At 42.9% G+C, this 23,289-nt stretch carries 24 protein-coding genes, 1 rRNA gene and 3 other annotated features (1 of these 28 cut by a window edge); all 25 genes read right to left on the bottom strand.

Features of this window, described 5'->3' with window-relative positions:
• Nucleotides 1–73: 73 nt before the first annotated feature.
• The 25 genes from rpoB to rrf all read right to left on the bottom strand — a co-directional run bounded on the left by rpoB (nucleotide 74) and on the right by rrf (nucleotide 23,057).
• The gene (gene rpoB / locus A3M5_RS0117860) at nucleotides 74–3,628 is read right to left on the bottom strand and encodes a DNA-directed RNA polymerase subunit beta (protein WP_018395148.1); all 3,555 of its coding nucleotides are present in this window, start codon (nucleotides 3,626–3,628) and stop codon (nucleotides 74–76) included.
• A gap of 240 nt (nucleotides 3,629–3,868) precedes the next feature.
• The gene (locus tag A3M5_RS0117855; protein ID WP_018395147.1) at nucleotides 3,869–4,468 is read right to left on the bottom strand and encodes a class I SAM-dependent methyltransferase; all 600 of its coding nucleotides are present in this window, start codon (nucleotides 4,466–4,468) and stop codon (nucleotides 3,869–3,871) included.
• 70 nt (nucleotides 4,469–4,538) lie between these two features.
• Nucleotides 4,539–4,901 (bottom strand): 50S ribosomal protein L7/L12, encoded by a 363-nt coding sequence (rplL, locus tag A3M5_RS0117850; protein ID WP_018395146.1) that lies wholly within the window; start codon nucleotides 4,899–4,901, stop codon nucleotides 4,539–4,541.
• Nucleotides 4,902–4,972: 71 nt separating this feature from the next.
• Complete coding sequence (rplJ, locus tag A3M5_RS0117845; protein ID WP_018395145.1) at nucleotides 4,973–5,473, bottom strand: 50S ribosomal protein L10; 501 nt, start codon at nucleotides 5,471–5,473, stop codon at nucleotides 4,973–4,975.
• A 59-nt stretch (nucleotides 5,474–5,532) separates the two neighbouring features.
• Nucleotides 5,533–5,676 (bottom strand) — a sequence feature (ribosomal protein L10 leader region).
• A 45-nt stretch (nucleotides 5,677–5,721) separates the two neighbouring features.
• Entirely contained in the window at nucleotides 5,722–6,426 is a 705-nt protein-coding gene (gene rplA, locus A3M5_RS0117840; RefSeq protein WP_018395144.1) for a 50S ribosomal protein L1, read from the bottom strand.
• Between the two features lie 107 nt (nucleotides 6,427–6,533).
• Nucleotides 6,534–6,959, bottom strand: coding sequence for a 50S ribosomal protein L11 (gene rplK / locus A3M5_RS0117835; protein ID WP_018395143.1), 426 nt, complete (start codon nucleotides 6,957–6,959; stop codon nucleotides 6,534–6,536).
• A 165-nt stretch (nucleotides 6,960–7,124) separates the two neighbouring features.
• Nucleotides 7,125–7,661 (bottom strand): transcription termination/antitermination protein NusG, encoded by a 537-nt coding sequence (gene nusG, locus A3M5_RS0117830; protein ID WP_018395142.1) that lies wholly within the window; start codon nucleotides 7,659–7,661, stop codon nucleotides 7,125–7,127.
• 148 nt (nucleotides 7,662–7,809) lie between these two features.
• A complete protein-coding gene (gene secE / locus A3M5_RS0117825; RefSeq protein WP_018395141.1) occupies nucleotides 7,810–7,986 on the bottom strand; it encodes a preprotein translocase subunit SecE in 177 nt (58 codons plus the stop codon).
• A 34-nt stretch (nucleotides 7,987–8,020) separates the two neighbouring features.
• Nucleotides 8,021–8,164, bottom strand: a complete 144-nt coding sequence (gene rpmG, locus A3M5_RS0117820; protein WP_018395140.1) for a 50S ribosomal protein L33 — start codon at nucleotides 8,162–8,164, stop codon at nucleotides 8,021–8,023.
• Nucleotides 8,165–8,230: 66 nt separating this feature from the next.
• Nucleotides 8,231–8,851, bottom strand: coding sequence for an RNA polymerase sporulation sigma factor SigH (sigH, locus tag A3M5_RS0117815; RefSeq protein WP_034287961.1), 621 nt, complete (start codon nucleotides 8,849–8,851; stop codon nucleotides 8,231–8,233).
• Between the two features lie 92 nt (nucleotides 8,852–8,943).
• Nucleotides 8,944–9,462, bottom strand: coding sequence for an NYN domain-containing protein (locus A3M5_RS0117810; protein WP_026221798.1), 519 nt, complete (start codon nucleotides 9,460–9,462; stop codon nucleotides 8,944–8,946).
• A gap of 2 nt (nucleotides 9,463–9,464) precedes the next feature.
• Complete coding sequence (rlmB, locus tag A3M5_RS0117805; protein WP_018395137.1) at nucleotides 9,465–10,214, bottom strand: 23S rRNA (guanosine(2251)-2'-O)-methyltransferase RlmB; 750 nt, start codon at nucleotides 10,212–10,214, stop codon at nucleotides 9,465–9,467.
• Nucleotides 10,211–10,636, bottom strand: a complete 426-nt coding sequence (locus A3M5_RS0117800) for a Mini-ribonuclease 3 (protein ID WP_018395136.1) — start codon at nucleotides 10,634–10,636, stop codon at nucleotides 10,211–10,213. The genes rlmB and A3M5_RS0117800 overlap by 4 nt, the downstream gene beginning before the upstream one ends.
• A complete protein-coding gene (cysS, locus tag A3M5_RS0117795; RefSeq protein WP_018395135.1) occupies nucleotides 10,636–12,033 on the bottom strand; it encodes a cysteine--tRNA ligase in 1,398 nt (465 codons plus the stop codon). The genes A3M5_RS0117800 and cysS overlap by 1 nt, the downstream gene beginning before the upstream one ends.
• On the bottom strand, nucleotides 12,024–12,716 hold the full coding sequence (gene cysE / locus A3M5_RS0117790) for a serine O-acetyltransferase (protein ID WP_193568187.1): 693 nt from the start codon (nucleotides 12,714–12,716) through the stop codon (nucleotides 12,024–12,026). The genes cysS and cysE overlap by 10 nt, the downstream gene beginning before the upstream one ends.
• A 19-nt stretch (nucleotides 12,717–12,735) precedes the next feature.
• Nucleotides 12,736–12,960: a binding site (T-box leader), on the bottom strand.
• Nucleotides 12,961–12,993: 33 nt separating this feature from the next.
• Nucleotides 12,994–14,454 (bottom strand): glutamate--tRNA ligase, encoded by a 1,461-nt coding sequence (gltX, locus tag A3M5_RS0117785; protein WP_018395133.1) that lies wholly within the window; start codon nucleotides 14,452–14,454, stop codon nucleotides 12,994–12,996.
• 30 nt (nucleotides 14,455–14,484) lie between these two features.
• Nucleotides 14,485–14,961 (bottom strand): 2-C-methyl-D-erythritol 2,4-cyclodiphosphate synthase, encoded by a 477-nt coding sequence (ispF, locus tag A3M5_RS0117780; protein WP_018395132.1) that lies wholly within the window; start codon nucleotides 14,959–14,961, stop codon nucleotides 14,485–14,487.
• A 6-nt stretch (nucleotides 14,962–14,967) separates the two neighbouring features.
• Nucleotides 14,968–15,663: a 2-C-methyl-D-erythritol 4-phosphate cytidylyltransferase gene (ispD, locus tag A3M5_RS0117775; RefSeq protein ID WP_026221796.1), complete on the bottom strand. Its 696-nt coding sequence runs from the start codon at nucleotides 15,661–15,663 to the stop codon at nucleotides 14,968–14,970.
• A 25-nt stretch (nucleotides 15,664–15,688) separates the two neighbouring features.
• Nucleotides 15,689–16,771 (bottom strand): PIN/TRAM domain-containing protein, encoded by a 1,083-nt coding sequence (locus A3M5_RS0117770; protein ID WP_018395130.1) that lies wholly within the window; start codon nucleotides 16,769–16,771, stop codon nucleotides 15,689–15,691.
• A 90-nt stretch (nucleotides 16,772–16,861) separates the two neighbouring features.
• Nucleotides 16,862–18,232, bottom strand: coding sequence for a DNA repair protein RadA (radA, locus tag A3M5_RS0117765; RefSeq protein WP_018395129.1), 1,371 nt, complete (start codon nucleotides 18,230–18,232; stop codon nucleotides 16,862–16,864).
• A gap of 60 nt (nucleotides 18,233–18,292) precedes the next feature.
• Nucleotides 18,293–20,731, bottom strand: a complete 2,439-nt coding sequence (gene clpC / locus A3M5_RS0117760) for an ATP-dependent protease ATP-binding subunit ClpC (RefSeq protein WP_018395128.1) — start codon at nucleotides 20,729–20,731, stop codon at nucleotides 18,293–18,295.
• 18 nt (nucleotides 20,732–20,749) lie between these two features.
• Nucleotides 20,750–21,805: a protein-arginine kinase McsB gene (mcsB, locus tag A3M5_RS0117755; RefSeq protein ID WP_018395127.1), complete on the bottom strand. Its 1,056-nt coding sequence runs from the start codon at nucleotides 21,803–21,805 to the stop codon at nucleotides 20,750–20,752.
• Between the two features lies 1 nt (nucleotide 21,806).
• Complete coding sequence (gene mcsA, locus A3M5_RS0117750) at nucleotides 21,807–22,340, bottom strand: protein-arginine kinase activator protein McsA (protein WP_018395126.1); 534 nt, start codon at nucleotides 22,338–22,340, stop codon at nucleotides 21,807–21,809.
• Between the two features lie 13 nt (nucleotides 22,341–22,353).
• Nucleotides 22,354–22,815, bottom strand: a complete 462-nt coding sequence (locus tag A3M5_RS0117745; protein ID WP_018395125.1) for a CtsR family transcriptional regulator — start codon at nucleotides 22,813–22,815, stop codon at nucleotides 22,354–22,356.
• Between the two features lie 126 nt (nucleotides 22,816–22,941).
• A 5S ribosomal RNA gene (gene rrf / locus A3M5_RS0117740) occupies nucleotides 22,942–23,057 on the bottom strand.
• A 133-nt stretch (nucleotides 23,058–23,190) separates the two neighbouring features.
• Nucleotides 23,191–23,289: a sequence feature (23S ribosomal RNA rRNA prediction is too short), on the bottom strand; it runs 1,771 nt beyond the window's last position.

Raw genomic sequence — 23,289 nt, 5'->3', positions numbered from 1 at the left:
ATTACCCATTTTCCTTGAAAGCGCCCAAAAAGCGCTGAAAAAGAGCGCTTTTTGGACAGGATTATAAAACAAGTTAGTCTTTTGTTCCAATCGTTTCCGTTTTGACTGTTTCAGGAACGATATTTAATGAATCCGCTTGTTGAACGTCATCTTCATCCTCAAGATCACGCATTTCTATTTCCTGATCATCTCCGGACATAATTTTCACATCAAGACCTAGACTTTGAAGTTCTTTGATTAATACTTTAAATGATTCAGGAACACCTGGTTCTGGAACATTTTCACCTTTGACGATTGCTTCATACGTTTTCACGCGACCAACGATATCATCCGATTTTACTGTTAAGATTTCTTGTAATGTATAAGCCGCACCATATGCTTCAAGCGCCCAAACTTCCATTTCACCGAAACGCTGTCCGCCGAACTGTGCTTTACCACCAAGCGGCTGTTGTGTAACAAGTGAATATGGTCCCGTTGAACGAGCATGAAGTTTGTCATCAACCATATGTGCAAGTTTGATCATGTACATGATACCTACTGATACGCGGTTATCAAAAGGCTCACCGCTGCGGCCATCATAAAGAATCGTTTTCGCATCACGGCTCATGCCTGCTTCTTCAATTGTCTCCCACACATCGTCCTCAGAGGCACCATCGAACACCGGTGATGCTACATGAATACCGAGGTAGCGGGCTGCTAGACCTAAGTGAAGCTCAAGCACTTGACCGATGTTCATACGGGATGGTACACCAAGCGGGTTAAGCATGATGTCAACCGGCGTACCGTCTGGCATGTAAGGCATGTCTTCTTCTGGCAAAATGCGAGAGATAACCCCTTTGTTACCATGACGTCCAGCCATTTTATCCCCTTCAGAAATCTTCCGCTTTTGAACGATGTATACGCGCACAAGTTGGTTTACACCAGGTGGTAATTCATCGCCGTCTTCACGGTTAAAGACTTTCACGTCAAGGACAATACCACCGCCACCGTGAGGGACACGCAATGATGTATCACGGACTTCACGTGCTTTTTCACCAAAAATCGCATGAAGAAGACGTTCTTCTGCTGTCAGTTCTGTTACCCCTTTAGGCGTTACTTTACCGACAAGCAAGTCACCATCTTTTACTTCTGCACCGATCCGAATAATACCACGGTCATCAAGGTTGCGGAGTGCATCTTCCCCAACATTTGGGATATCGCGTGTAATTTCTTCCGGTCCGAGCTTCGTATCACGTGACTCTGATTCATATTCTTCAATATGAATCGATGTATACACATCATCTTTTACGAGTCTTTCACTCATAATAATGGCATCTTCATAGTTATAGCCATCCCATGTCATGAAAGCAACAAGGACGTTACGTCCAAGTGCTAGTTCACCAAGTTCCATTGATGGACCATCAGCGAGGATTTCTCCTTTTGTAACATGGTTTCCGACTGCAACAATCGGACGCTGGTTATAGCATGTTCCCTGGTTGGAACGAATGAATTTTTGTAATTTATATTTGTCGAGATCGCCTTTTACTTCCTGTCCATCTACTTCTTGAATGCGGCGGACAAAAATTTGGCGTGCTTCTACGCGCTCAACAATCCCTTCATGCTTACAAATAACAGCTGCACCGGAGTCTTTACCGGATACATACTCCATACCTGTCCCAACAATCGGTGCTTCTGGCTGCATTAAAGGAACAGCCTGACGCTGCATGTTCGCTCCCATAAGAGCACGGTTGGAGTCATCATTTTCAAGGAATGGGATACACGCAGTCGCAGCCGATACAACTTGCTTTGGCGATACATCCATGTAATCCGCGCGCTCGCGTTTAACAACGGTGTTTTCACCACGAAAACGTGCGACTACTTCCTCTTCAGCAAATGAACCGTCTTCGTTAAGCGGAACATTCGCTTGCGCCACAACATAGTTATCTTCTTCATCAGCTGTTAAGTAATCAATTCTTTCTGTCACGCAGCCCGTATCCGGATCAACGCGGCGATAAGGTGTTTCGATAAATCCAAAACGGTTTACTTTCGCAAAAGAAGATAATGAGTTGATCAGCCCAATATTCGGGCCCTCAGGCGTTTCAATCGGGCACATACGGCCGTAGTGGGAGTAATGAACGTCACGGACTTCAAAGCCTGCACGTTCACGTGTTAAACCACCGGGACCAAGCGCCGATAGACGGCGTTTATGTGTTAACTCAGCCAGCGGGTTCGTCTGATCCATGAACTGAGAAAGCTGAGAGCTTCCAAAGAATTCTTTAATCGACGCAATAACCGGACGGATATTAATTAATTGCTGCGGGGTGATCGTTTGCGTATCCTGAATCGACATGCGCTCACGAACAACACGCTCCATACGGGATAACCCGATGCGGAATTGATTTTGCAACAGTTCCCCTACAGAACGAAGACGACGGTTACCGAGATGATCAATATCATCGGTATTACCTACTCCATAAAGAAGGTTGAAGAAATAGCCAATCGACGCAATAATGTCAGCCGGTGTAATATTCTTCACGTTCATTTCTGGGAAGCCATTGCCGATAATGTTGATGATCTGCTCTTCTTCGCTGTTTGGCGCATACACTTTTATTGATTGAACAGTCATATCATCTTCAAACACACCGCCTGTTTGACTGTATGATTTAAACGATACTCCATTTTCAAGGTGTGGAATGATTTTATCGAGTGTACGGCGGTCAAGAACAGTTCCTGCTTCGGCGATAATTTCACCTGTTTCCGGATCAGCAAGCGTTTCAGCCAGGCGCTGTCCAAACAAGCGATTTTTCGTATGAAGCTTTTTATTCATTTTATAGCGGCCAACACTTGCTAGATCATACCGTTTCGGGTCAAAGAAGCGAGAAACAATAAGGCTTTTCGCATTTTCAACTGTTGGCGGCTCACCCGGGCGAAGACGCTCATAAATTTCAATCAGCGCTTTCTCCGTCGTTTCTGTATTATCTTTTTCAAGCGTATTGCGCAAATATTCATTATCACCAAGCAAGTCGATGATTTCTTGATCAGTGCCAAACCCGAGCGCACGCAATAATACTGTAATCGGTAATTTACGCGTTCTGTCAATACGGACATACACAATGTCTTTGGCATCTGTTTCATACTCTAACCAGGCACCACGGTTTGGGATAACAGTCGCAGTGAATCCTCGTTTTCCGTTCTTGTCCAATTTCCCGTTGTAATACACACTTGGAGAGCGGACAAGCTGAGAAACGATAACACGCTCTGCACCATTAATAATGAATGTTCCTGTCTCAGTCATAAGCGGGAAATCACCCATGAAAACCTCTTGGTCTTTTACTTCACCCGTTTCCTTATTTAAAAGACGGACTTTCACACGAAGCGGGGCAGAGTACGTAACATCACGCTCTTTTGATTCATCCACAGGATACTTCGGCTCCGCAAGGCTGTAATCAATAAATTCTAATGCCAGATTGCCTGTGAAATCTTCAATCGGAGAAATGTCCTGGAACATTTCACGCAGACCCTCATCAAGAAACCATTGATAGGAAGCTGTTTGAATCTCAATCAAATTCGGTAATTCCAATACTTCACTAATGCGCGCATAGCTTCTGCGCTGGCGGTGTCGTCCATACTGAACTAGTTGACCTGTCAACTGATTCACCCCTCAAATCAAGCGTTATAATTGCCTATAATTCATCTTAAGGCAGAGTATTACTATACTCAATAAGACAAAAAGAAAAAGGTTTTGTCAAAGAAAACCTCATTTTTATCACAAATGGCCCTATTTTGTTGTTATTGTTCCCATTTCAGCGAAAAATATTCCCATTGACAAACGGGCACAATTATTATATTGGCATTTTACAATAATAGCATACGGTTTTTTTTGGGTCAATTATTTTTTAGCACGCAAAATAAAATAGCCCTTTGATTTGGCGACCGTATCACATGAACCGGCTAATCTCTCTAATTCTTTTATCGCAGATGGAGCGCCCTGTTTCTTTTGAATGACTACCCATATTTCACCGCCTTCTGCAAGTTTCGCAAAACCGTTTTGTAAAATGTCAAATACGGTCTGTTTCCCCGCGCGAATCGGTGGATTGGTTAATACAACTGCAAATCCCTCTTTCAACACATTTTGCAGACGATCACTTTCATAGATTTGTACGTTCCCGATATGGTTAAGCTTTGCATTTTCACGGGCAAGCGCTAACGCCCGGTCATTTACATCGATCATATGAATCGTGCGGTCCGGCTGCTCAGCAGCGAGCGAAATACCAATTGGTCCGTATCCGCATCCTGCATCAAGAATCGGTCCGGCTATTTTCGGCCATTCAAATGTCTCAATAAGCAGTCTTGAACCAAAGTCTACTTCAGATTTCGAAAAGACACCCGCATCTGTATGAAACTTATATTGTCTCCCACGCAGTGTGTATGTAAATTGCTGCGGGCGATGTTGACTGTCCGGAGTTTTGGAAAAATAATGGTCACCCAAAGAAATTTCTCCCTTCAATAAACAAAAGCCCGCTGCTTCCAGCGGACTTTTGTATCATTGTATCAAAAAATTACTTCACTTCTACAGAAGCGCCAACTTCTTCAAGTTTCGCTTTAAGTTCTTCAGCTTCTTCTTTCGCTATGCCTTCTTTGATTGCTTTAGGCGTGTTATCAACTAGTTCTTTCGCTTCTTTCAAGCCAAGACCTGTGATTTCGCGAACAGCTTTAATAACTTTAATTTTTTGGTCGCCCGCTGCTGCAAGAATAAGATCGAATTCAGTTTGCTCAGCCGCAGCTGCGCCACCAACAGCACCTGCTGCTGCAACTGGTGCTGCAGCTGTTACGCCAAATTCTTCTTCGATTGCTTTTACAAGGTCGTTCAATTCAAGAACGGACATTTCTTTGATTGCTTCAATGATTTGCTCTTTAGACATTTTTTATTTCCTCCTTAGTGTGTTTTAAATATGGTTGTATTTACGATGCTGCTATGCAGCTTGCCTTACAATTACGCGCCTTGCTCTTCTTTTTGATCAGCCACTGCTTTCGCTGCAAGAGCGAAGTTGCGGATTGGCGCTTGAAGAACGCTAAGTACCATGGAAAGAAGACCCTCGCGTGAAGGAAGTTCTGCAAGTGCTTTAACTTCTTCAGCCGAAACAAAGTTGCCTTCAAGTACGCCTGCTTTAATTTCGAGTGCTTCGTTTGATTTCGCGAATTCATTCAAAATTTTAGCTGGAGCGACAACATCTTCGCTGCCGAATGCGACAGCGTTAGGGCCTGTAAGGAACTCTTCAAGACCTGTAATACTCACTGCTTCAGCCGCACGCCGAGTCATTGAGTTTTTGTAAACTTTGAACTCAACGCCTGCATCACGAAGCTGCTTACGAAGTTCCGTAACTTGGGCCACGGAAAGACCACGGTAGTCAACGATGATTGTCGATGGGCTATTTTTAAATTTTTCAGCTATTTCATCGACAAGCGCTTGTTTTTTCTCGATAATGCTGCTCATCTGCTACACCTCCTGTAGAATTTGTACGGACGATTTTGTCCATAATTTAATACCGTCACGGGAAACGTAAAAAACCTCCATGTCCCGGAAGACATGGAGGCACGAAAAGCGGACAGAATTGTCACACTATCTATTTCGCATGTCCTCGGCAGGATGTTTAAGCAATGTGCCCCTGCTGTCTACGGTACAAATGTACATATATATTCACAACAAAATTCACTTTACCAGATAAATTGATCGTTGTCAACTTAGTTTTTTGTTTGAGCAACTAATGATGGATCTATTTTTACGCCAGGGCCCATTGTTGATGTAACAGATACGTTCTTCATGTAGACACCTTTTGCTGCTGAAGGTTTAACTTTCAGCATTGTGTCAAAAATAGCTGCGAAGTTTTCAACTAATTTTTCATTATCAAAAGAAACTTTGCCAACTGGAACATGAATGTTACCAGCTTTATCAGCACGATACTCAACTTTACCAGCTTTGATTTCTTGAAGTGCTTTTTCAAGATCAAATGTAACCGTACCTGTTTTCGGATTTGGCATTAAACCTTTTGGCCCAAGCACACGACCAAGTTTACCAACCTCACCCATCATGTCAGGTGTTGCAACGATAACATCAAATTCAAACCAGCCTTGTTGAATTTTTGTAATATACTCACTGTCACCAACATAGTCTGCACCAGCTGCTTCTGCTTCTTTCACTTTTTCGCCTTTGGCGAATACGAGAACGCGTTGTGTTTTACCTGTTCCGTTTGGAAGAACGAGCGCACCACGAATTTGCTGATCTGCTTTTTTCGGGTCAATACCTAGACGGAATGCAGCCTCAACTGTTGCGTCAAATTTAACTGTACTTGTTTTCTTTACAAGTTCAATTGCTTCTTCTACTGAATATTGTTTTGTGCGGTCAACAAGTTTTGCCGCCTCTTGGAATTTCTTACCATGTTTAGTCATGATTTATTTCCTCCTTATGTGGTTTTAACGGATTTACCTCCCACGAATAAAGGTTGCGTGTGAAGTGATATCTTCTTCACATCGCAACCCCAAAAACAGACAACTAATTAATCTTCAATCACAATACCCATACTGCGGGCAGTACCTTCAACCATACGCATAGCTGATTCAACATTAGCAGCGTTTAAGTCAGGCATTTTTGTTTCAGCAATTTCACGCACTTTATCACGTTTAACCGTTGCAACTTTATTGCGGTTCGGTTCTCCAGATCCTGATTCAATGCCGGCTGCTTTTTTAAGCAGAACAGCTGCAGGCGGAGTTTTTGTGATGAATGTAAATGAACGGTCTTCAAAAACCGAAATTTCAACCGGAATGATCAATCCTGCTTGATCTGCTGTGCGCGCATTGAATTCCTTACAGAATCCCATAATGTTAACACCAGCTTGACCGAGTGCCGGACCGACCGGCGGCGCAGGGTTTGCTTTACCTGCAGGAATTTGCAGTTTTACAACTTTAATAACTTTTTTAGCCACGAGACACACCTCCTTAAGTCCGTGATGTGGTACATGGGGCTTTGCCCCTCCCACTCTGTCTATCTTTATTTAAATAAAGATGATTATAAAATGAGTCTTAACAGTACTAGACGTACTGACCTAAGAAATAGTATCACTTTTCGCGCAAGATTTCAAGCCGTTTTTTTAGGTTAATTTGTTTACTTGATCAAAATCAAGTTCAACCGGTGTTTCACGGCCAAACATATTAACATGTACTTTTAACTTTCCTTTATCCTGATCGATCTCTTCGACTGTTCCTTCAAAATCAGCAAATGGACCTTCTTTTACAACAACTGTTTCACCAATTTCAAATTCAGCATCGCGGCGGCGTTCATCCATACCCATTTGTTTCAGTATCGATGTTACTTCATCCGGCAGAAGAGCTGTTGGCTTAGAACCGTGGCCTGATGATCCGACAAACCCCGTTACTCCAGGCGTGTTCCGCACAACATACCATGAATCATCCGTCATCACGATTTCAACGAGTACATAGCCAGGGAATACCTTTCGCTTCGTCACTTTCGTTTTGCCGTTTTTAATATCAGTTTGCTCTTCCTCCGGGACGATCACACGGAAGATTTTATCTTGCATACCCATAGATTCAACACGTTTTTCAAGATTTGCTTTTACTTTATTCTCATACCCGGAATACGTGTGCACGACATACCAATTTTTTTCCATAGAAAGGGACTTTTGTCCTTCCCTCCTTTTCATTTAAACCAAATGAAAAAACCCGTTGAACGGGTTTTTTTGTTTCTTTATGTGATTCCATTATAGCACGGAAAAACAATGTGTATTCAACTAATTTTCCAGAAAGCTGATCGTATTATTAAATTAGCCGAATGACCCATGAAATACCTAGATCGACCACAGCAAAAAAGAGGGCAAAAAACACAACGGTTGCAATAACCGTAATTGTATACGTCATTAATTCTTTCTTTTTCGGCCAGCTGACCTTGCTCATTTCAGAGCGCACGTTACGGAAAAATTGTGTAATGCGTGACATGTACTGAAAACCTCCAAAATGAAATACGCCGGTGTCACTTCGTCTGTTTATGAACAGTATGCTTTTTGCAGACACCGCAAAATTTTTTTATTTCTAGGCGTTCGGCAACGTTGGTAACAGTCGTCGAATAGTTTCGTGATCCGCAGTCTTTACATTCAAGCGGCACTTTTTCCGCCATTTTAATCACCTTACCATTTCAATTCTTAAAACGTATCATTAAAAGCTATATTTCGTCAAGTTTTCATTAATTGGTCATCTCTTTAAACTCAAGATACCGCTCTAATTTCCGTTTGACGCGCTGTAATGCGTTATCAATCGATTTCACGTGACGATTTAATTCTTCTGCTATTTCCTGATACGAACGGCCATCCAAATACAAAGCAAGCACTTGCCGTTCGAGATCACTTAACAATTCATTCACTTTTCCTTCAATACTGGTAAATTGTTCGCGATTAATCATTAATTCTTCCGGATCTGTTACCTTAACCCCTGTTAGCACGTCCATTAACGTACGGTCTGACTCTTCATCGTAAATAGGCTTATCGAGCGAAATATAAGAATTGAGCGGAATGTGTTTTTGTCGCGTAGCAGTTTTAATGGCTGTAATAATCTGGCGGGTGATACATAATTCTGCAAACGCTTTGAATGTACTAAGCTTGTCCCCTTTGTAATCCCGGACCGCTTTGTACAAACCAATCATGCCTTCTTGCACAATATCTTCTTTATCCGCACCAATTAAAAAATAAGAGCGCGCTTTTGCCCTAACAAAGTTGCGATACTTATGAATTAAATAATCGAGGGCATCGCTGTTGCCGTTGTGTACAAGTTCTACTAACTGCTCATCGTTCAGCGAATCCATCGTCATACTTATACTTATCGAACGGTTCAAAGCTTACACATCCCCCTCCGCTTGCAAAGCATAGTTAGGAGTATTATACAGTACGTTTTTTTTATACGTCAATCATTCATTTTGCCGCCGCGGCGCCACTTCTCAAAAATTTCTGTCTGCTCTTTGCTGAGCGGTATTCGCACCTGCGGTTTGTAATAGCTGATCTTATCCAGCTTTTTCCCAATCGACTTTTGCATCATGTTCAGCTCTGTTAAAAGTTCGCGTGCCGATATGCGGAGCGCGCCCTGTCCGAATACAGCCCACTGCTCTGTGTAGTCGGACGTCGCAACACTCACTTGATCACGAATATTATTAAGCTCAATCGCCAACTTTTCAATTCGTTCATCTGCAGTTTCATTTTCCCGTGTGAAAATGACTTCCACTTTTGAATCGTGGTACTTTTTTTCTGTCCCTTTGACAAAATGAGCATCGAAGACAACGATAACACGGCAGCCGTGTACCCCTTGATATTCCGCCATCAATTCAATAAGGCGATCGCGGGCACCGGCAAAATCCGTCTCTTTTAACTGGCGTAGTTCCGGCCAAGCACCGATCATGTTATACCCGTCTACGAGTAGGATGTCCATCGTTATTGTCCCAGTGGATGACGCTTCCGGTACACTTCATACATGAGGAGAGAAGCGGCAACAGACGCATTCAGCGATGTAACATGTCCGCTCATCGGCAGTTGAATTAAAAAATCGCAATTCTCTTTTACGAGACGGCTCACACCACGCCCTTCACTGCCGATGACGAGACAGAGCGGCATCGTGCCATCAAACCGTCGGTAATCTTCCGCACCAGATGCATCCGTTCCCGCAATCCATATTCCCCGCTCTTTCAGCTCTTCCATCGTTCGGACCAAGTTCGTCACGCGGACAACCGGAATATACTCAATCGCACCAGTTGATGCTTTCGCCGCTGTCGCAGTTAAGCCGACCGACCGGCGTTTTGGAATAATAATACCGTGTACACCGACTGCATCAGCTGTTCTCATAATCGAGCCGAGATTATGCGGGTCTTCTAGTTCGTCAAGCAACAGAAAAAAAGGTGGTTCGTCGCTTTCTTTTGCTTTTGCAAACAAATCGTCAATTTCTGCATATTGATATGCTGCAACAGAAGCTGCTACACCTTGATGATTTTCCGGCACAACTTGTTCAATTTTTCTTTTTGGCACAAGCTGAACCGGGATACCCGCTTCTTTTGCTTTGTTTAAAATTTGCTGAATCGAGCCTTTTTGAGATCCTTCTTGCACCCATAACTTATTAATATCACGTCCAGACCGTAATGCTTCGAGTACAGGGTTTCGGCCGGCGATCCATTCTTGTTCCTGCGTCATGCATTCGCACTCCCTTTTTCATCGCTGTCGTTTAAAATGTTGTAAATTACTTCTTCCATTCGCTCGAGCTGACCGGTTAAAAATAAAAATCCGATCAGCGCTTCAAACGCAGTGCTATGATTGTACGTCTGTACATCTGTATTTTTCGGTACGTGACCAGACTTTGCATTCCGGCCTCGTTTCGCAACAGTTACTTCTGCTTCTGTTAAAAAATTGCTTTCACGTAAACGATGAAGCTGTGCCGATTGCGCTTTGGCAGAGACATAACGCGTGGAGGCACGGTGAAGATCATTTGGCTTCACACGGCCCGACTCCAGCAGAAATTTCCGTATATATACTTCATACACCGCATCACCCATATATGCAAGCGCCAATCCGTTCAGCTGCTGCGCCTCTTTTAATGGTTCCATCAACTGTTTCATCATCCGCGTCTCCAACGGATACCCTGCGCTGTGTCTTCCAAAATAATATTTAACTCTTTTAGCTGGTCACGTATTTCATCGGCGCGGGCAAAATCACGATCTTTACGCGCCTGAGTGCGCTGTTCAATCAAGTCTTCAATCTCTTCATCGAGCAGTTGCTCGCTTTGAATCGAAAGTCCGAGCACGAAGAGCATATCATCATATTTAGACAAAAATGAATCGATGACTGCTGTAGATGTGTGTGGTTCAAGCAAGTACACATTCGCGTCTTTCGACAAGTCGAATAAAACGGAGATGGCGTTCGCCGTATTAAAGTCATCATCCATTTCAGCGAGGAAGCGGGCATGATGGGCATTGATTTTTTCAAGCCATTGATCGTTGTTTTCTGTCAAATTGGTGCTGGACTGCTTACGATGCTTTACATTTTCATACGCGGTTTTTATACGTTCAAGTGAAGCGTGAGCACTGTCAAGTAATTCTTTATTGTAGTTGATCGGATTGCGATAATGAACCGACAACATGAAAAAGCGTAGTACTTCCGGGTCGATTTCTTTAATAATGTCATGAACGAGTACGAAATTACCAAGTGATTTCGACATTTTTTCATTATCTATATTGATATAGCCGTTATGAAGCCAGTAGCGGGCAAATGGTTTGCCAGTCAGTGCTTCTGACTGAGCAATTTCATTTTCGTGATGTGGAAAAGCTAAATCCTGTCCTCCAGCGTGAATATCGATCGAATCTCCTAGGTATTTGCGTGCCATTGCCGAGCATTCAATATGCCAGCCTGGCCGTCCCGCTCCCCACGGACTTTCCCATGAAACCTCACCTTCTTTCGCTGTTTTCCATAAAACAAAATCAAGCGCATCATCTTTCTTTTCACCAGCACCAATCCGGGCACCGATTTTTAACTCATCAATCGACTGATGAGACAGCTTTCCATAGCCATCAAATCGGCGTGTACGATAATATACATCGCCGCCTGATTCATAAGCGAATCCTTTTTCAACGAGCTGTTCGATAAATTCAACAATTAATTCAATATTTTCAGTCACACGCGGATGAACATCTGCTTTTTGGCATCCGAGTGCTTGTGTATCTTCAAAGTATGCTTTGATAAAACGCTCTGCAATAACCGGCATCTCTTCACCTAATTCATTGGCAGCACGAATTAATTTGTCATCCACATCTGTAAAGTTAGAGACGTAGGTCACAGCATATCCGCGATATTGCAGGTGGCGGCGTACTGTATCAAATACGATGGCTGGGCGGGCGTTACCGATATGAATATAATTGTATACGGTCGGGCCACATACATACATTTTCACTTTACCCTCATCAATCGGGATAAATTCTTCTTTTTTCCGTGTAAGTGTGTTATACATCATTACGGGCATCGCTCGTAATCCCCTTTCTTCGTTTCATCCAATTCCTTTTTCAAGCGGGCAATTTCCTGTTCCATGCTGTTCAGACGGTCCGCCACTGGATCCGGCAGATTGCGGTGATTTAAATCCTTTTCGACTTTCCGGCCATTTTGAACAACAATTCGGCCTGGAATACCAACAACCGTGGAATTTGGTGGCACATCTTTCAAGACAACAGAACCAGCACCAATTCTCGCATCTTCTCCAACGGTAATCGAACCGAGCACCTTTGCACCTGTGGCAATTAAGGCACCATCCTTCACCGTTGGATGACGTTTTCCTTTTTCTTTTCCAGTTCCGCCGAGTGTCACGCCCTGATAGAGTGTCACGTTATCCCCGATTTCACAAGTTTCACCGATGACAACACCCATGCCGTGATCAATAAATAGCCGACGCCCAATACGGGCACCCGGATGAATTTCAATACCTGTAAAAAAGCGGCTAATTTGTGAAATAACCCGGGCAATAAAATAAAATTTACGCTTATAAAAACCATGTGCAAGACGATGAGACCATATTGCGTGCAGACCGGAATACGTTAAAATAACTTCCAAATAGCTTCGTGCGGCAGGATCCTGTTCAAATATGATATCAATGTCTTCTTTTAGCACTTTAAACAATGTTGTCCCTCCTCTCAAAATACCAATTTCAGACATACAAAAAACGCCTCTGAAAGACAGAGACGTTTTAAAACGCGGTTCCACTCTGTTTGAAAAATAGCATAGCTATTTTTCCAACTTGACTTGTTAACGGGTTAGACCCGCCACCGCTTACTCATATGTTCAGCGGCGGACTCAGAGGGGCACTTCTGCAGACAGAAAGGCCTAAACCGCTCTCAGCTAAGTGACGGTTCTCTCTGAAAGGCATCTGCTGCATACTTTTCCTCTTCAACGTTTTTTTGTATATATACTCTATTATATACGTACCATCCTTTTAATCAAGAACGGCATTTAGCCTTTTTAAAATTTTTTCTTTTCCAAGCAGTTCAATTGCCTTTGGTAAATCCGGACCGTGTGTTTGACCGGTCACCGCTGCGCGAATCGGCATAAAAAGTTTTTTTCCTTTATAACCTGTTTCTTTTTGAACGTCTTTCATTGCTTTTTTTACACCATCTGCTTCAAATGGTTCAAGTGCTGATATCTTTTCAGCAAATGAACGGAGTACTTCTGGAACCTGCTCTTCAGATAGTACTTCTTTCGCTTCGCCTTCATATGAAACATCTTCTTTGAAAAACAAATCGGACAGTTGAACAATTTCCGCACCAAAGCTCATTTTTTCCTGATACAGCGCGATCAAACTTGTTACCCATTCTTCTCGTTCTGGTGACAGCGTTTTTTCAATCAATCCCTCTTTGATAAGATGAGGCCCCGCTAGTTCAACCACACGCTCAATCGATTGTTCCTTCATATACTGATTGTTCATCCAAAGAAGCTTTTGCTTATCGAAAAAGGCTGGCGATTTCGACAGTCGGTCTGCATCAAAACCTTCAATAATTTGTTCTTTCGTAAAGATTTCTTCTTCTTCTTTTGGCGACCAGCCCAGCAATGTAATAAAATTCAAAAGGGCTTCCGGTAAATAACCAAGCTCTTTGTATTGTTCAATAAACTGAATGATCGATTCGTCACGCTTGCTCAATTTTTTCCGGTTTTCGTTGACTATTAATGTCATATGACCGAAAACAGGCGGCTCAAAGCCGAGTGCTTTGTAAATTAAAAGCTGCTTTGGTGTATTTGAAATGTGATCATCTCCGCGAAGAACGTGTGTCATTTTCATTAAATGATCGTCAATGGCAACGGCAAAATTGTATGTTGGTGTTCCATCTTGCTTGACGATGACAAAGTCGCCGCCAATGCCGTCTGAATCAAATGATACGTTCCCTTTCACCATATCGTCAAAGGCTATCGTTTCACCTTCAGGAACAAGGAATCGGATGCTTGGACGTCGACCCTCGGCTTCGAGTACCGCCTGCTCTTCTTTTGTCAAGTTACGGCATTTTCCAGAATAGCCGGCAATTTCGTTGCGCTCTTGCTGCGCTTCCCGTTCCGCTTCAAGTTCTTCTGTTGTGCAGTAGCATTTATATGCTTTTCCTTCTTCTAGAAGCTGCTCATAATATTTTTTGTACAAATCATTACGTTCTGATTGGCGATATGGACCATAATCGCCATCTTGATCTGGGCCTTCATCCCAATCGATGCCGAGCCACTTTAAGTATTGAAGCTGACTTTCTTCGCCGCCTTCAATATTTCGCTTTTGATCTGTATCTTCAATACGGATAATAAATTTCCCGCCCAGGTTACGTGCATATAAGTAATTAAAAAGTGCTGTTCGTGCGTTGCCAATATGAAGATGTCCGGTTGGACTTGGCGCATAACGAACTCGTACTTCATTTGCCATAATTATGTACCCTCCCATGCTGTTTTATGCTTAGTTTTTTACTAAAAGGACTGCAGCCTGTGATGCAATACCTTCTTCACGTCCCGGAAATCCGAGCTTTTCAGTGGTCGTTGCTTTCACATTTACCTGACTTGCATCCGCTTCTAACAGTTCTGCGATGCGTTTCTGCATATCACCAATATATGGAGCCATTTTTGGCTTTTGTGCAATGATCGTACAGTCAATGTTACCGAGTTTATAGCCTTTTTCTTTTACTATCATCCATACATGTTCAAGCAACTTCGCTGAATCTGCATCTTTAAACGCTTTATCTGTATCTGGAAAATGACGGCCAATATCGCCTTCTCCCACGGCGCCGAGACACGCATCTGCTACTGTATGCAAAAGCACGTCCGCATCTGAATGACCGATCAGCCCTTTTTCATAGGGAATAGTAATACCGCCTATAATAAGCGGGCGTCCTTCTGTTAGTTGATGAACATCAAATCCTTGTCCAATTCGAAACATAAATAATTACACCTGACTTTCGTTTCTTTTCGCAATGATCGCCCGGGCAAAATATAAGTCTTCCGGTGTCGTCAATTTAATATTATCATAATCGCTTTCAACAATTTGAACCTGGTAGCCGGTTCGTTCGACAAGCGACGACTCATCTGTGCCAAGAAACTGTTCTTCTTCCGCTTTTTGCTGAGCAGATACTAAAAGAGCCGTCCGAAAGGCCTGCGGTGTCTGAACCGACCATAAATTAGACCGATCAACCGTCTGTGACACAGCGCCGCCTTCCGCTTGTTTAATTGTATCTTTTACCGGAACTGCTGCAATAGCTGCTCCTGTATTGCTTGCACTTTCGACGAGCCTTGCAATCGTTTCTTTCGTGATAAATGGTCTAGCACCGTCGTGAACGAGCACGATGTCTGTTTCCGGCGGGAGCATTTTTAAGCCGCTGTATACGCTATGCTGGCGTTCCTGACCACCTGTCGCAAATGCGTATACTTTTTGTATGTTGTACGTCAAAAGAAGCTGTTCAAATTCGAATCGCTCGTCCGGATGAATAGATAACACAATTCCTTCGCATGAAGAATCTGCTTCAAACACGGCAAGCGTATGAATAATAACAGGTTTTCCTTCGAGTTCAAGCAGCAATTTATTGCAGCCCGCTTTCATGCGTTTTCCTTTTCCGGCAGCCGGAATCACGACAAAGTAGTTCATTCGTTCAAACCCTTTCCTTTTTCCATCATGCGTGTTTTGGCTTTGCAAAAATCATCCGTCCTGCAGATGTTTGCAATACGCTTGTGACGACGACATCGATTTGTTTACCAATAAAATCGCGGCCGTCTTCTACGACAATCATCGTGCCATCGTCCAGATAAGCAATGCCCTGACGTTGTTCTTTTCCGTCTTTAATGACGAGCACGTGCATTTCTTCCCCTGGAATGACGACTGGTTTTACTGCATTTGCAAGATCGTTAATATTCAACACTGGTACTTTTTGAAATTCACAAACTTTGTTTAAATTGAAATCGTTTGTGACCACAATCCCCCCAATGTCTTTGGCGAGCTTAACAAGTTTGGAATCTACTTCATGAACATCTTCATAATCTTTTTCAGTCATTTCCACATCAATTGGAATTTCTTTTTGCATCCGGTTCAAAATATCAAGCCCGCGGCGTCCTTTCGTTCTCTTTAGTGTATCAGACGAATCAGCAATATGCTGTAATTCTTCAAGAACGAATTGAGGGATGACGATGGTACCATCTAAAAACCCTGTATCGCAAATGTCAGCAATCCGACCGTCAATAATCACACTCGTATCCAAAATTTTAAAAGACTTAGCCGGTAATATAGGCACTACTTCTTCAGACTGGGCGTCTTTTCGTTTCAGTCCTTTATTGGATGAAAAAAATGAGGTTAATTCATCGCGACGTTTAAAACCGAATTGAATACCGAGATAGCCAAGAGCAATTGTTAGAAGGATCGGTACAACAGTATTGACGATTGGCAATTGAAGCTGCGCGAGCGGAATACCGACTAAAATAGCGACAAGCAGTCCGAGTACTAGACCGAGACCACCCATTAAAATATCCGTAAGCGGTGCATTAACGATGCGGTCTTCAATCCATTTAATAAACTCCACAATATAATCCACTGCCCAAAACGTCAGCAAATAAAAAACCAGTGCACCTAAGAACGCAGTGATGTATGGATTATTAATAAATGGATAATCAAAATGAAAATAATGGAATAAGTCCGAAATAAGAAATACGCCAAGCGTACCACCTAAAATGATGAATCCACCCTGTACAAGGCGCTTTAACATGTTTATTTCACCTCCCTATTCTTTTCATTATAAACACGTTTTGAGCCCCGCGCTATTATTACGCGACTGAAACGCATTTAGTTCCATTTTTTATTTTCCAAAAATGATTTTTAATGCTTCATTAACAGTCGATACACCAACAATTTCCACACCGGTTGGAGCTTTCCATCCACCGATATTATTTGCAGGTATGACAAGGCGCGTAAAACCTAGTTTTGCCGCTTCGTTTACACGCTGTTCAATACGCGACACACGCCGCACTTCACCCGTCAGCCCAACTTCACCGATTAAACAATCAGTTGCGCCGGTCGGTTCGTCACGGAAACTTGAGGCAATACTGACAGCAATAGCGAGGTCAATCGCCGGCTCATCCAATTTTACACCACCCGCTACTTTTAAGTACGCATCTTGATTTTGTAGCAGCAGCCCGACCCTCTTTTCAAGAACAGCCATAATAAGCGTTACCCGATTATGATCCATTCCCGTCGCCATTCGTCTCGGATTGCCAAATACAGTCGGGGCAATAAGCGCTTGTATTTCAACAAGTACCGGCCTTGTCCCTTCCATTGATGCGACGACCGTAGAACCCGATGTCCCCTGGGTCCGTTCTTCGAGAAAAATTTCTGATGGATTCGCGACTTCTTCTAGCCCTATTTCTTTCATTTCAAAAATACCCATCTCATTCGTGGAACCGAACCGGTTTTTTACCGCCCGCAAAATACGGTATGTATGATGACGTTCTCCTTCAAAATACAACACCGTATCCACCATGTGCTCGAGTAAACGCGGTCCGGCAATCGAGCCTTCTTTCGTCACGTGACCGACGATAAAAATAGCAATACCGTTCATTTTTGCAATTCGCATCAGTTCAGCTGTACATTCACGTACTTGCGAGACGCTTCCAGGTGCCGATGTCACTTCTGGATGATGGATCGTTTGAATGGAATCGATGATGACAAACTCCGGCTTCATTTCTTCAATCGCTGAATGAATAAGCTGTAAGTTTGTTTCTGCATATATATAAAGACTTTCATTATTTATGTTCATTCGCGACGCTCGCATTTTCGTCTGTTTCACAGACTCTTCACCTGAGATATATAATACATTGCTCCCTTTTGATGAAAGTTGAGAGGAAACTTGCAAAAGAAGCGTCGATTTTCCTATACCTGGATCGCCGCCAATTAAGACAAGCGAACCTGGAACGACACCGCCCCCGAGCACACGGTTAAATTCTTTCAATCCTGTTTCAACGCGCGGTTCCTGTGCAGTCTCCACATCAATGAGACGTGATGGTTTAGCCATCATTGTCTCTGTATGCATAAATGTCCGTTTCGGCGTCCCGGTAATTGCCGTTTCTTCCACCATCTGATTCCACTCACCACAGCCGGGACATTTACCCATCCATTTTGCAGATTCATAGCCACACGAACCACAAACGAATTTTGTTTTCTTTTTAACCAAAATAATGTTCTCCTTTCAAATGAAAAACAGCGGGTCTATATAGACCCGCTGCATAAAAATTTACGACATGGAGCCAGCTGCTGTGCGAACCATAAATTCGCCTTTTTCATCAACATCGACTATCACTTGCTGGCCTGTTAAGACGTTGCCTTTTAGTAACTCTTCTGAAAGCCGGTCTTCTACTTGTTTTTGTAGTGCGCGGCGCAACGGACGTGCTCCATACTCTGGATCGTATCCCTCATCAGCGATTTTTTCTTTTGCCTTCTCTGTCAATTCAACTATAATATCCTGCTCTTTCAATCGCTTCGTCAATTGATCCGCCATCAATGTCACAATTTCTTTCAAATGTTTCTTTTCAAGTGCATGGAAGACAATAATTTCGTCGATACGGTTTAAGAACTCAGGACGGAAAGCCCGTTTCAATTCGTCCATCACTTTCCCTTTCATATCTTTAAAATCTTGTGTTGTATCTTGAATGTTAAAACCGACGTATTTATTTTTTTGCAATGACTGTGCACCGACGTTAGACGTCATAATAATGACCGTATTACGGAAATCAACTGTTCGGCCTTTCGAATCAGTTAAACGGCCATCTTCAAGAACTTGAAGTAAAATATTAAAAACATCCGGATGTGCTTTTTCAATTTCGTCAAGCAAGATAACGGAATACGGTTTACGGCGAATTTTCTCGGTTAACTGACCGCCCTCTTCATACCCAACATAACCTGGAGGCGAGCCAACAAGACGTGATGTCGAATGCTTCTCCATGTATTCTGACATATCAATACGGATCATTGCATCTTCATCGCCAAACATCGATTCTGCAAGGGCTTTAGCAAGTTCTGTTTTCCCGACACCAGTCGGACCGAGAAAAATAAATGAACCAATCGGACGCTTCGGATCTTTCAAGCCTGCACGTGCACGGCGAACGGCTTTCGAAATCGACGTAACCGCTTCTTCCTGACCAATTAAACGAGAGTGAAGAATATCTTCCAAATTCAACAAGCGGTCTGTTTCTGTCTGTGCTAGTTTAGAAACGGGGATCCCTGTCCAGCTCGATACGACCATCGCGATATCTTCCAACGTTACTTCACTGTTCTCTGTTCCCTGTTTTTCTTTCCAGCTATTTTTCGTCTGTTCAAGCTCTTCACGCAATTTTTGCTCTGCATCGCGTAAAGAAGCAGCTTTTTCAAATTCCTGACCTTGAACAGCCGAATCCTTTTCATTTCTGAGTGTCTCAAGTTTTACCTCAAGCTCTTTCAAGTTAGGAGGTGTCGTAAATGAACGAAGACGAACCTTTGAACCTGCTTCATCAATTAAATCAATTGCTTTGTCCGGTAAGAAACGGTCAGAAATGTAACGATCCGACATTTTCACGGCTGCTTCAATCGCTTCATCGAGAATCGCAACACGATGATGCGCTTCATAACGGTCACGCAATCCATTTAAAATTTGAATAGATTCATCAAGTGTCGGCTCATCCACTTGAATCGGCTGGAATCGGCGCTCAAGTGCTGCATCTTTCTCGATATACTTCCGGTATTCATCAAGCGTGGTTGCACCAATACACTGCAACTCTCCACGTGCTAGAGATGGTTTCAATATGTTCGATGCATCAATCGCACCTTCCGCACCACCTGCACCAATTAATGTATGCAGCTCATCAATGAACAAAATAATATTGCCTGCTTGGCGAATTTCATCCATTACTTTTTTCAAACGATCTTCAAATTCTCCACGGTATTTTGTTCCGGCAACAACTGTCCCCATGTCAAGCGTCATCACGCGTTTACCACGCAGCGTTTCTGGCACTTCATTATTAATGATTTGCTGAGCAAGTCCTTCTGCAATCGCCGTTTTACCAACACCTGGTTCACCGATCAAGACCGGATTATTTTTCGTCCGGCGGCTCAGTACTTCAATAACACGTTGAATTTCTTTGCCTCGTCCAATAACCGGATCAAGGCTTCCTTCACGGGCAATAACGGTTAGATCTCGTGCCAAACCATCAAGTGTTGGCGTGCTTACATTCGAAGCCTGACCGCCCTGCGTCCCGCCTCCTTCACTGCTTCCGAGCAATTGAAGTACTTGCTGGCGGGCCTTATTTAAACTCACACCAAGGTTTCCAAGTACACGTGCGGCTACGCCTTCTCCTTCACGGATCAAACCAAGCAAAATATGCTCTGTACCTACGTAAGAATGGCCAAGTTTACGTGCTTCATCCATTGACAGCTCAATTACTTTTTTCGCACGCGGCGTATAATGAACGGTTTTCGAAGCTCCGTCGCCTTTTCCGATTAACTCTTCTACTTCCTCCTGAATTTTTTCAGCACTGAGCCCTAAACCATAAAGGGCTTTCGCAGCAATGCCTTCTCCTTCACGTACGAGGCCGAGCAAAATATGTTCCGTACCAATGTTGCTGTGACCCAGCCGGATGGCTTCTTCCTGTGCCAGTGCCAATACTTTTTGAGCTCTCTCCGTAAAACGACCAAACATCATACTCATTTCCCCCTTATATTAATTAGTTTCTTTCATCGTTAAACGTTCTCGAATGAGTGCTGCCCGCCGGACATCGCGCTCTTCCGCCCGCAGCGGCCCACCCGCATATTGCTGTAAAAAGCCAGGCTGCATTAATATCATTAATTCATTTAAAATACTTTTGGATATATGTTGAATATACCCTAAATCGATCCCTAATCTAACGTCTGATAAACATTGAAATGCTTCATTCGTTTCAACCATGCGGCAATTCGATAAAACACCAAATGATCTGAATATACGATCTTCAAGTTGAATATGAGAAGTCTTCACCAGCGCATCACGTGCTGATTGCTCTCTCATCATCAACTCATGTACAACACTGCCTAAATCGTTAATAATATCCGCTTCCGATTTGCCAAGTGTTAACTGATTTGAAATTTGAAAGATGTTTCCTAAAGCTTCGCTTCCTTCCCCGTAAATTCCTCTAACAACTAAACCAAGCTGGCTGATCGCCGGGATAATCCGGTTCATTTGTCGGGTCAGCACAAGTCCTGGCAAATGAATCATTACTGATGCCCGAAGACCCGTTCCAACATTCGTCGGACAGGCTGTTAAATAACCTCGCTTTTCATCAAATGCGTATTGAACACTTTCTTCAATCATATCATCAATACGATTTGCTTCATTCAGTGTCTCCTGTAGCTGCAGACCAGATGAAAGGCACTGGATTCGAAGATGATCTTCTTCATTTACCATAATACTGATATCTTCCTGCTCTGAAATAAGCGCTGCACCGTACAGCGAAGATTCTGCTAAAAGAGGACTGATTAAATGCTTTTCAACCAATACTCTTTTTTGAAGCGGCGAAAGGTCCTCCATCTTGAGCAGCTCAAGAGACAATTTTTTTGATGTAGCTGTATTTATTTGCTCCACAATCTGTTTTGCATCATCAAATTGAAAAACGGTTGGAAAGCATACATCACTAAAATTGCGGGCAAGCCTTACACGTGTACTAAGTACGACGTCGGAATGTGGGCCCCCCCCACTCATCCAAGAACTCGTCTGCTGATTAATAAAGCGTTCCAATGACATATTACGCACCGCCCCCTTCACCTGACAACTTATGCTCTACTTCTCTTATTTGATCACGAACATCTGCCGCTTTCTCAAAATGCTCATTAGCAATCATTTCATTAAGCTGTTCACGTAGCAGGTGCAACTCTTTCTGCAAATGAAGCGCACCGCCCATTCTCTTTGGTATTTTCCCTTGATGCCTAGTATTACCCCCATGAAGGCGTTTTAAAATAGGTGTAAGCTTGGAATCAAACGCTGTATAACAATGCGCACAACCAAACTTGCCTGTTTGTAAAAATTTTTGAAACGTCATATGGCATTTCTCGCAATGTTCATCTTCCTCATGAGATGCAACATTAGATGAAAAAAGAGGTTCTGAATTAAACAATCCACTAAGTAAATTGTTAAGAGAAAATGCAGGATGTCCGCCAAATAAATATTCTCCCTTTTCATGGGCACATTTTTCACAAAAATAGACTTCTGTTTTTTCTCCATTTACTATTTTCGTAAAATGAAGCGCTGCCGGTCGTTCATGACACTCTTGACAGATCAAATTATTCACCGCCTTACTGATATTTAAGAGATAAAAGAAATGATTTCATCATGCGTGCTCGTAGTTCATCACGATCGGGTAATTCAATATACAACACGGAGCGGCTCATAACGCTTATCATTAATTTCGCCTCACGCGTAGAAATTACCTCCTCTTCTAGAAGACGATAAATAAAATCTTCTCCATTAGATTGAGACAATCGTGTTCCGACTAGTGCCAAAAGTTGATTAATTAAATCACTTTGCTCTCTCACTGTCACTTTTATAATACGAATATATCCACCGCCACCACGTTTACTTTCAACAAGATAACCTCGCTCGATCGTAAATCGTGTGTTAATAACATAATTGATTTGAGAAGGAACACACTGGAACTTTTCTGCAATTTCGTTTCTTTTGATTTCAACGATTTCGCTTCCGCTATGCTCGAGTACTTGTTTCAAATACTGTTCAATAATATCAGAAACGTTTCTCATTCTGTTCCCCACCTTGACTTTGACTATATTTGACGATAATTATAAAGGAAATTGATTAATCATTGCAATTTATTTGCTTATTTATATACAAAAAAGACAACTTAATGATTTAAGTTGTCTTAACGTGCCAGGCGGCGTCCTGCTCTCACAGGGGGAAACCCCCAACTACCATCGGCGCTGAAGAGCTTAACTGCCGTGTTCGGGATGGGAACGGGTGTGACCTCTTCGCTAATGCCACCTGACTATGAAGTTCGAAAGAAAGATGTTCTTTCAAAACTGGATATAAGGGATTCGTATGATACGTATAACACCAAGTATTGTTTCGTTTTGTCCAGCCCCAGCCAGCCCAAACGGGCCAGCTGGCACTTTTCGTTATTGGTTAAGTCCTCGATCGATTAGTATTCGTCAGCTCCATGTGTCGCCACACTTCCACCCCGAACCTATCTACCTCGTCATCTTCAAGGGATCTTACTT

The organism is Bacillus sp. 37MA (assembly GCF_000372765.1).
Taxonomy (GTDB): Bacteria; Bacillota; Bacilli; order Bacillales; family Domibacillaceae; genus Domibacillus; species Domibacillus aminovorans.
This window is presented reverse-complemented; position numbering and strand designations above follow the sequence as displayed.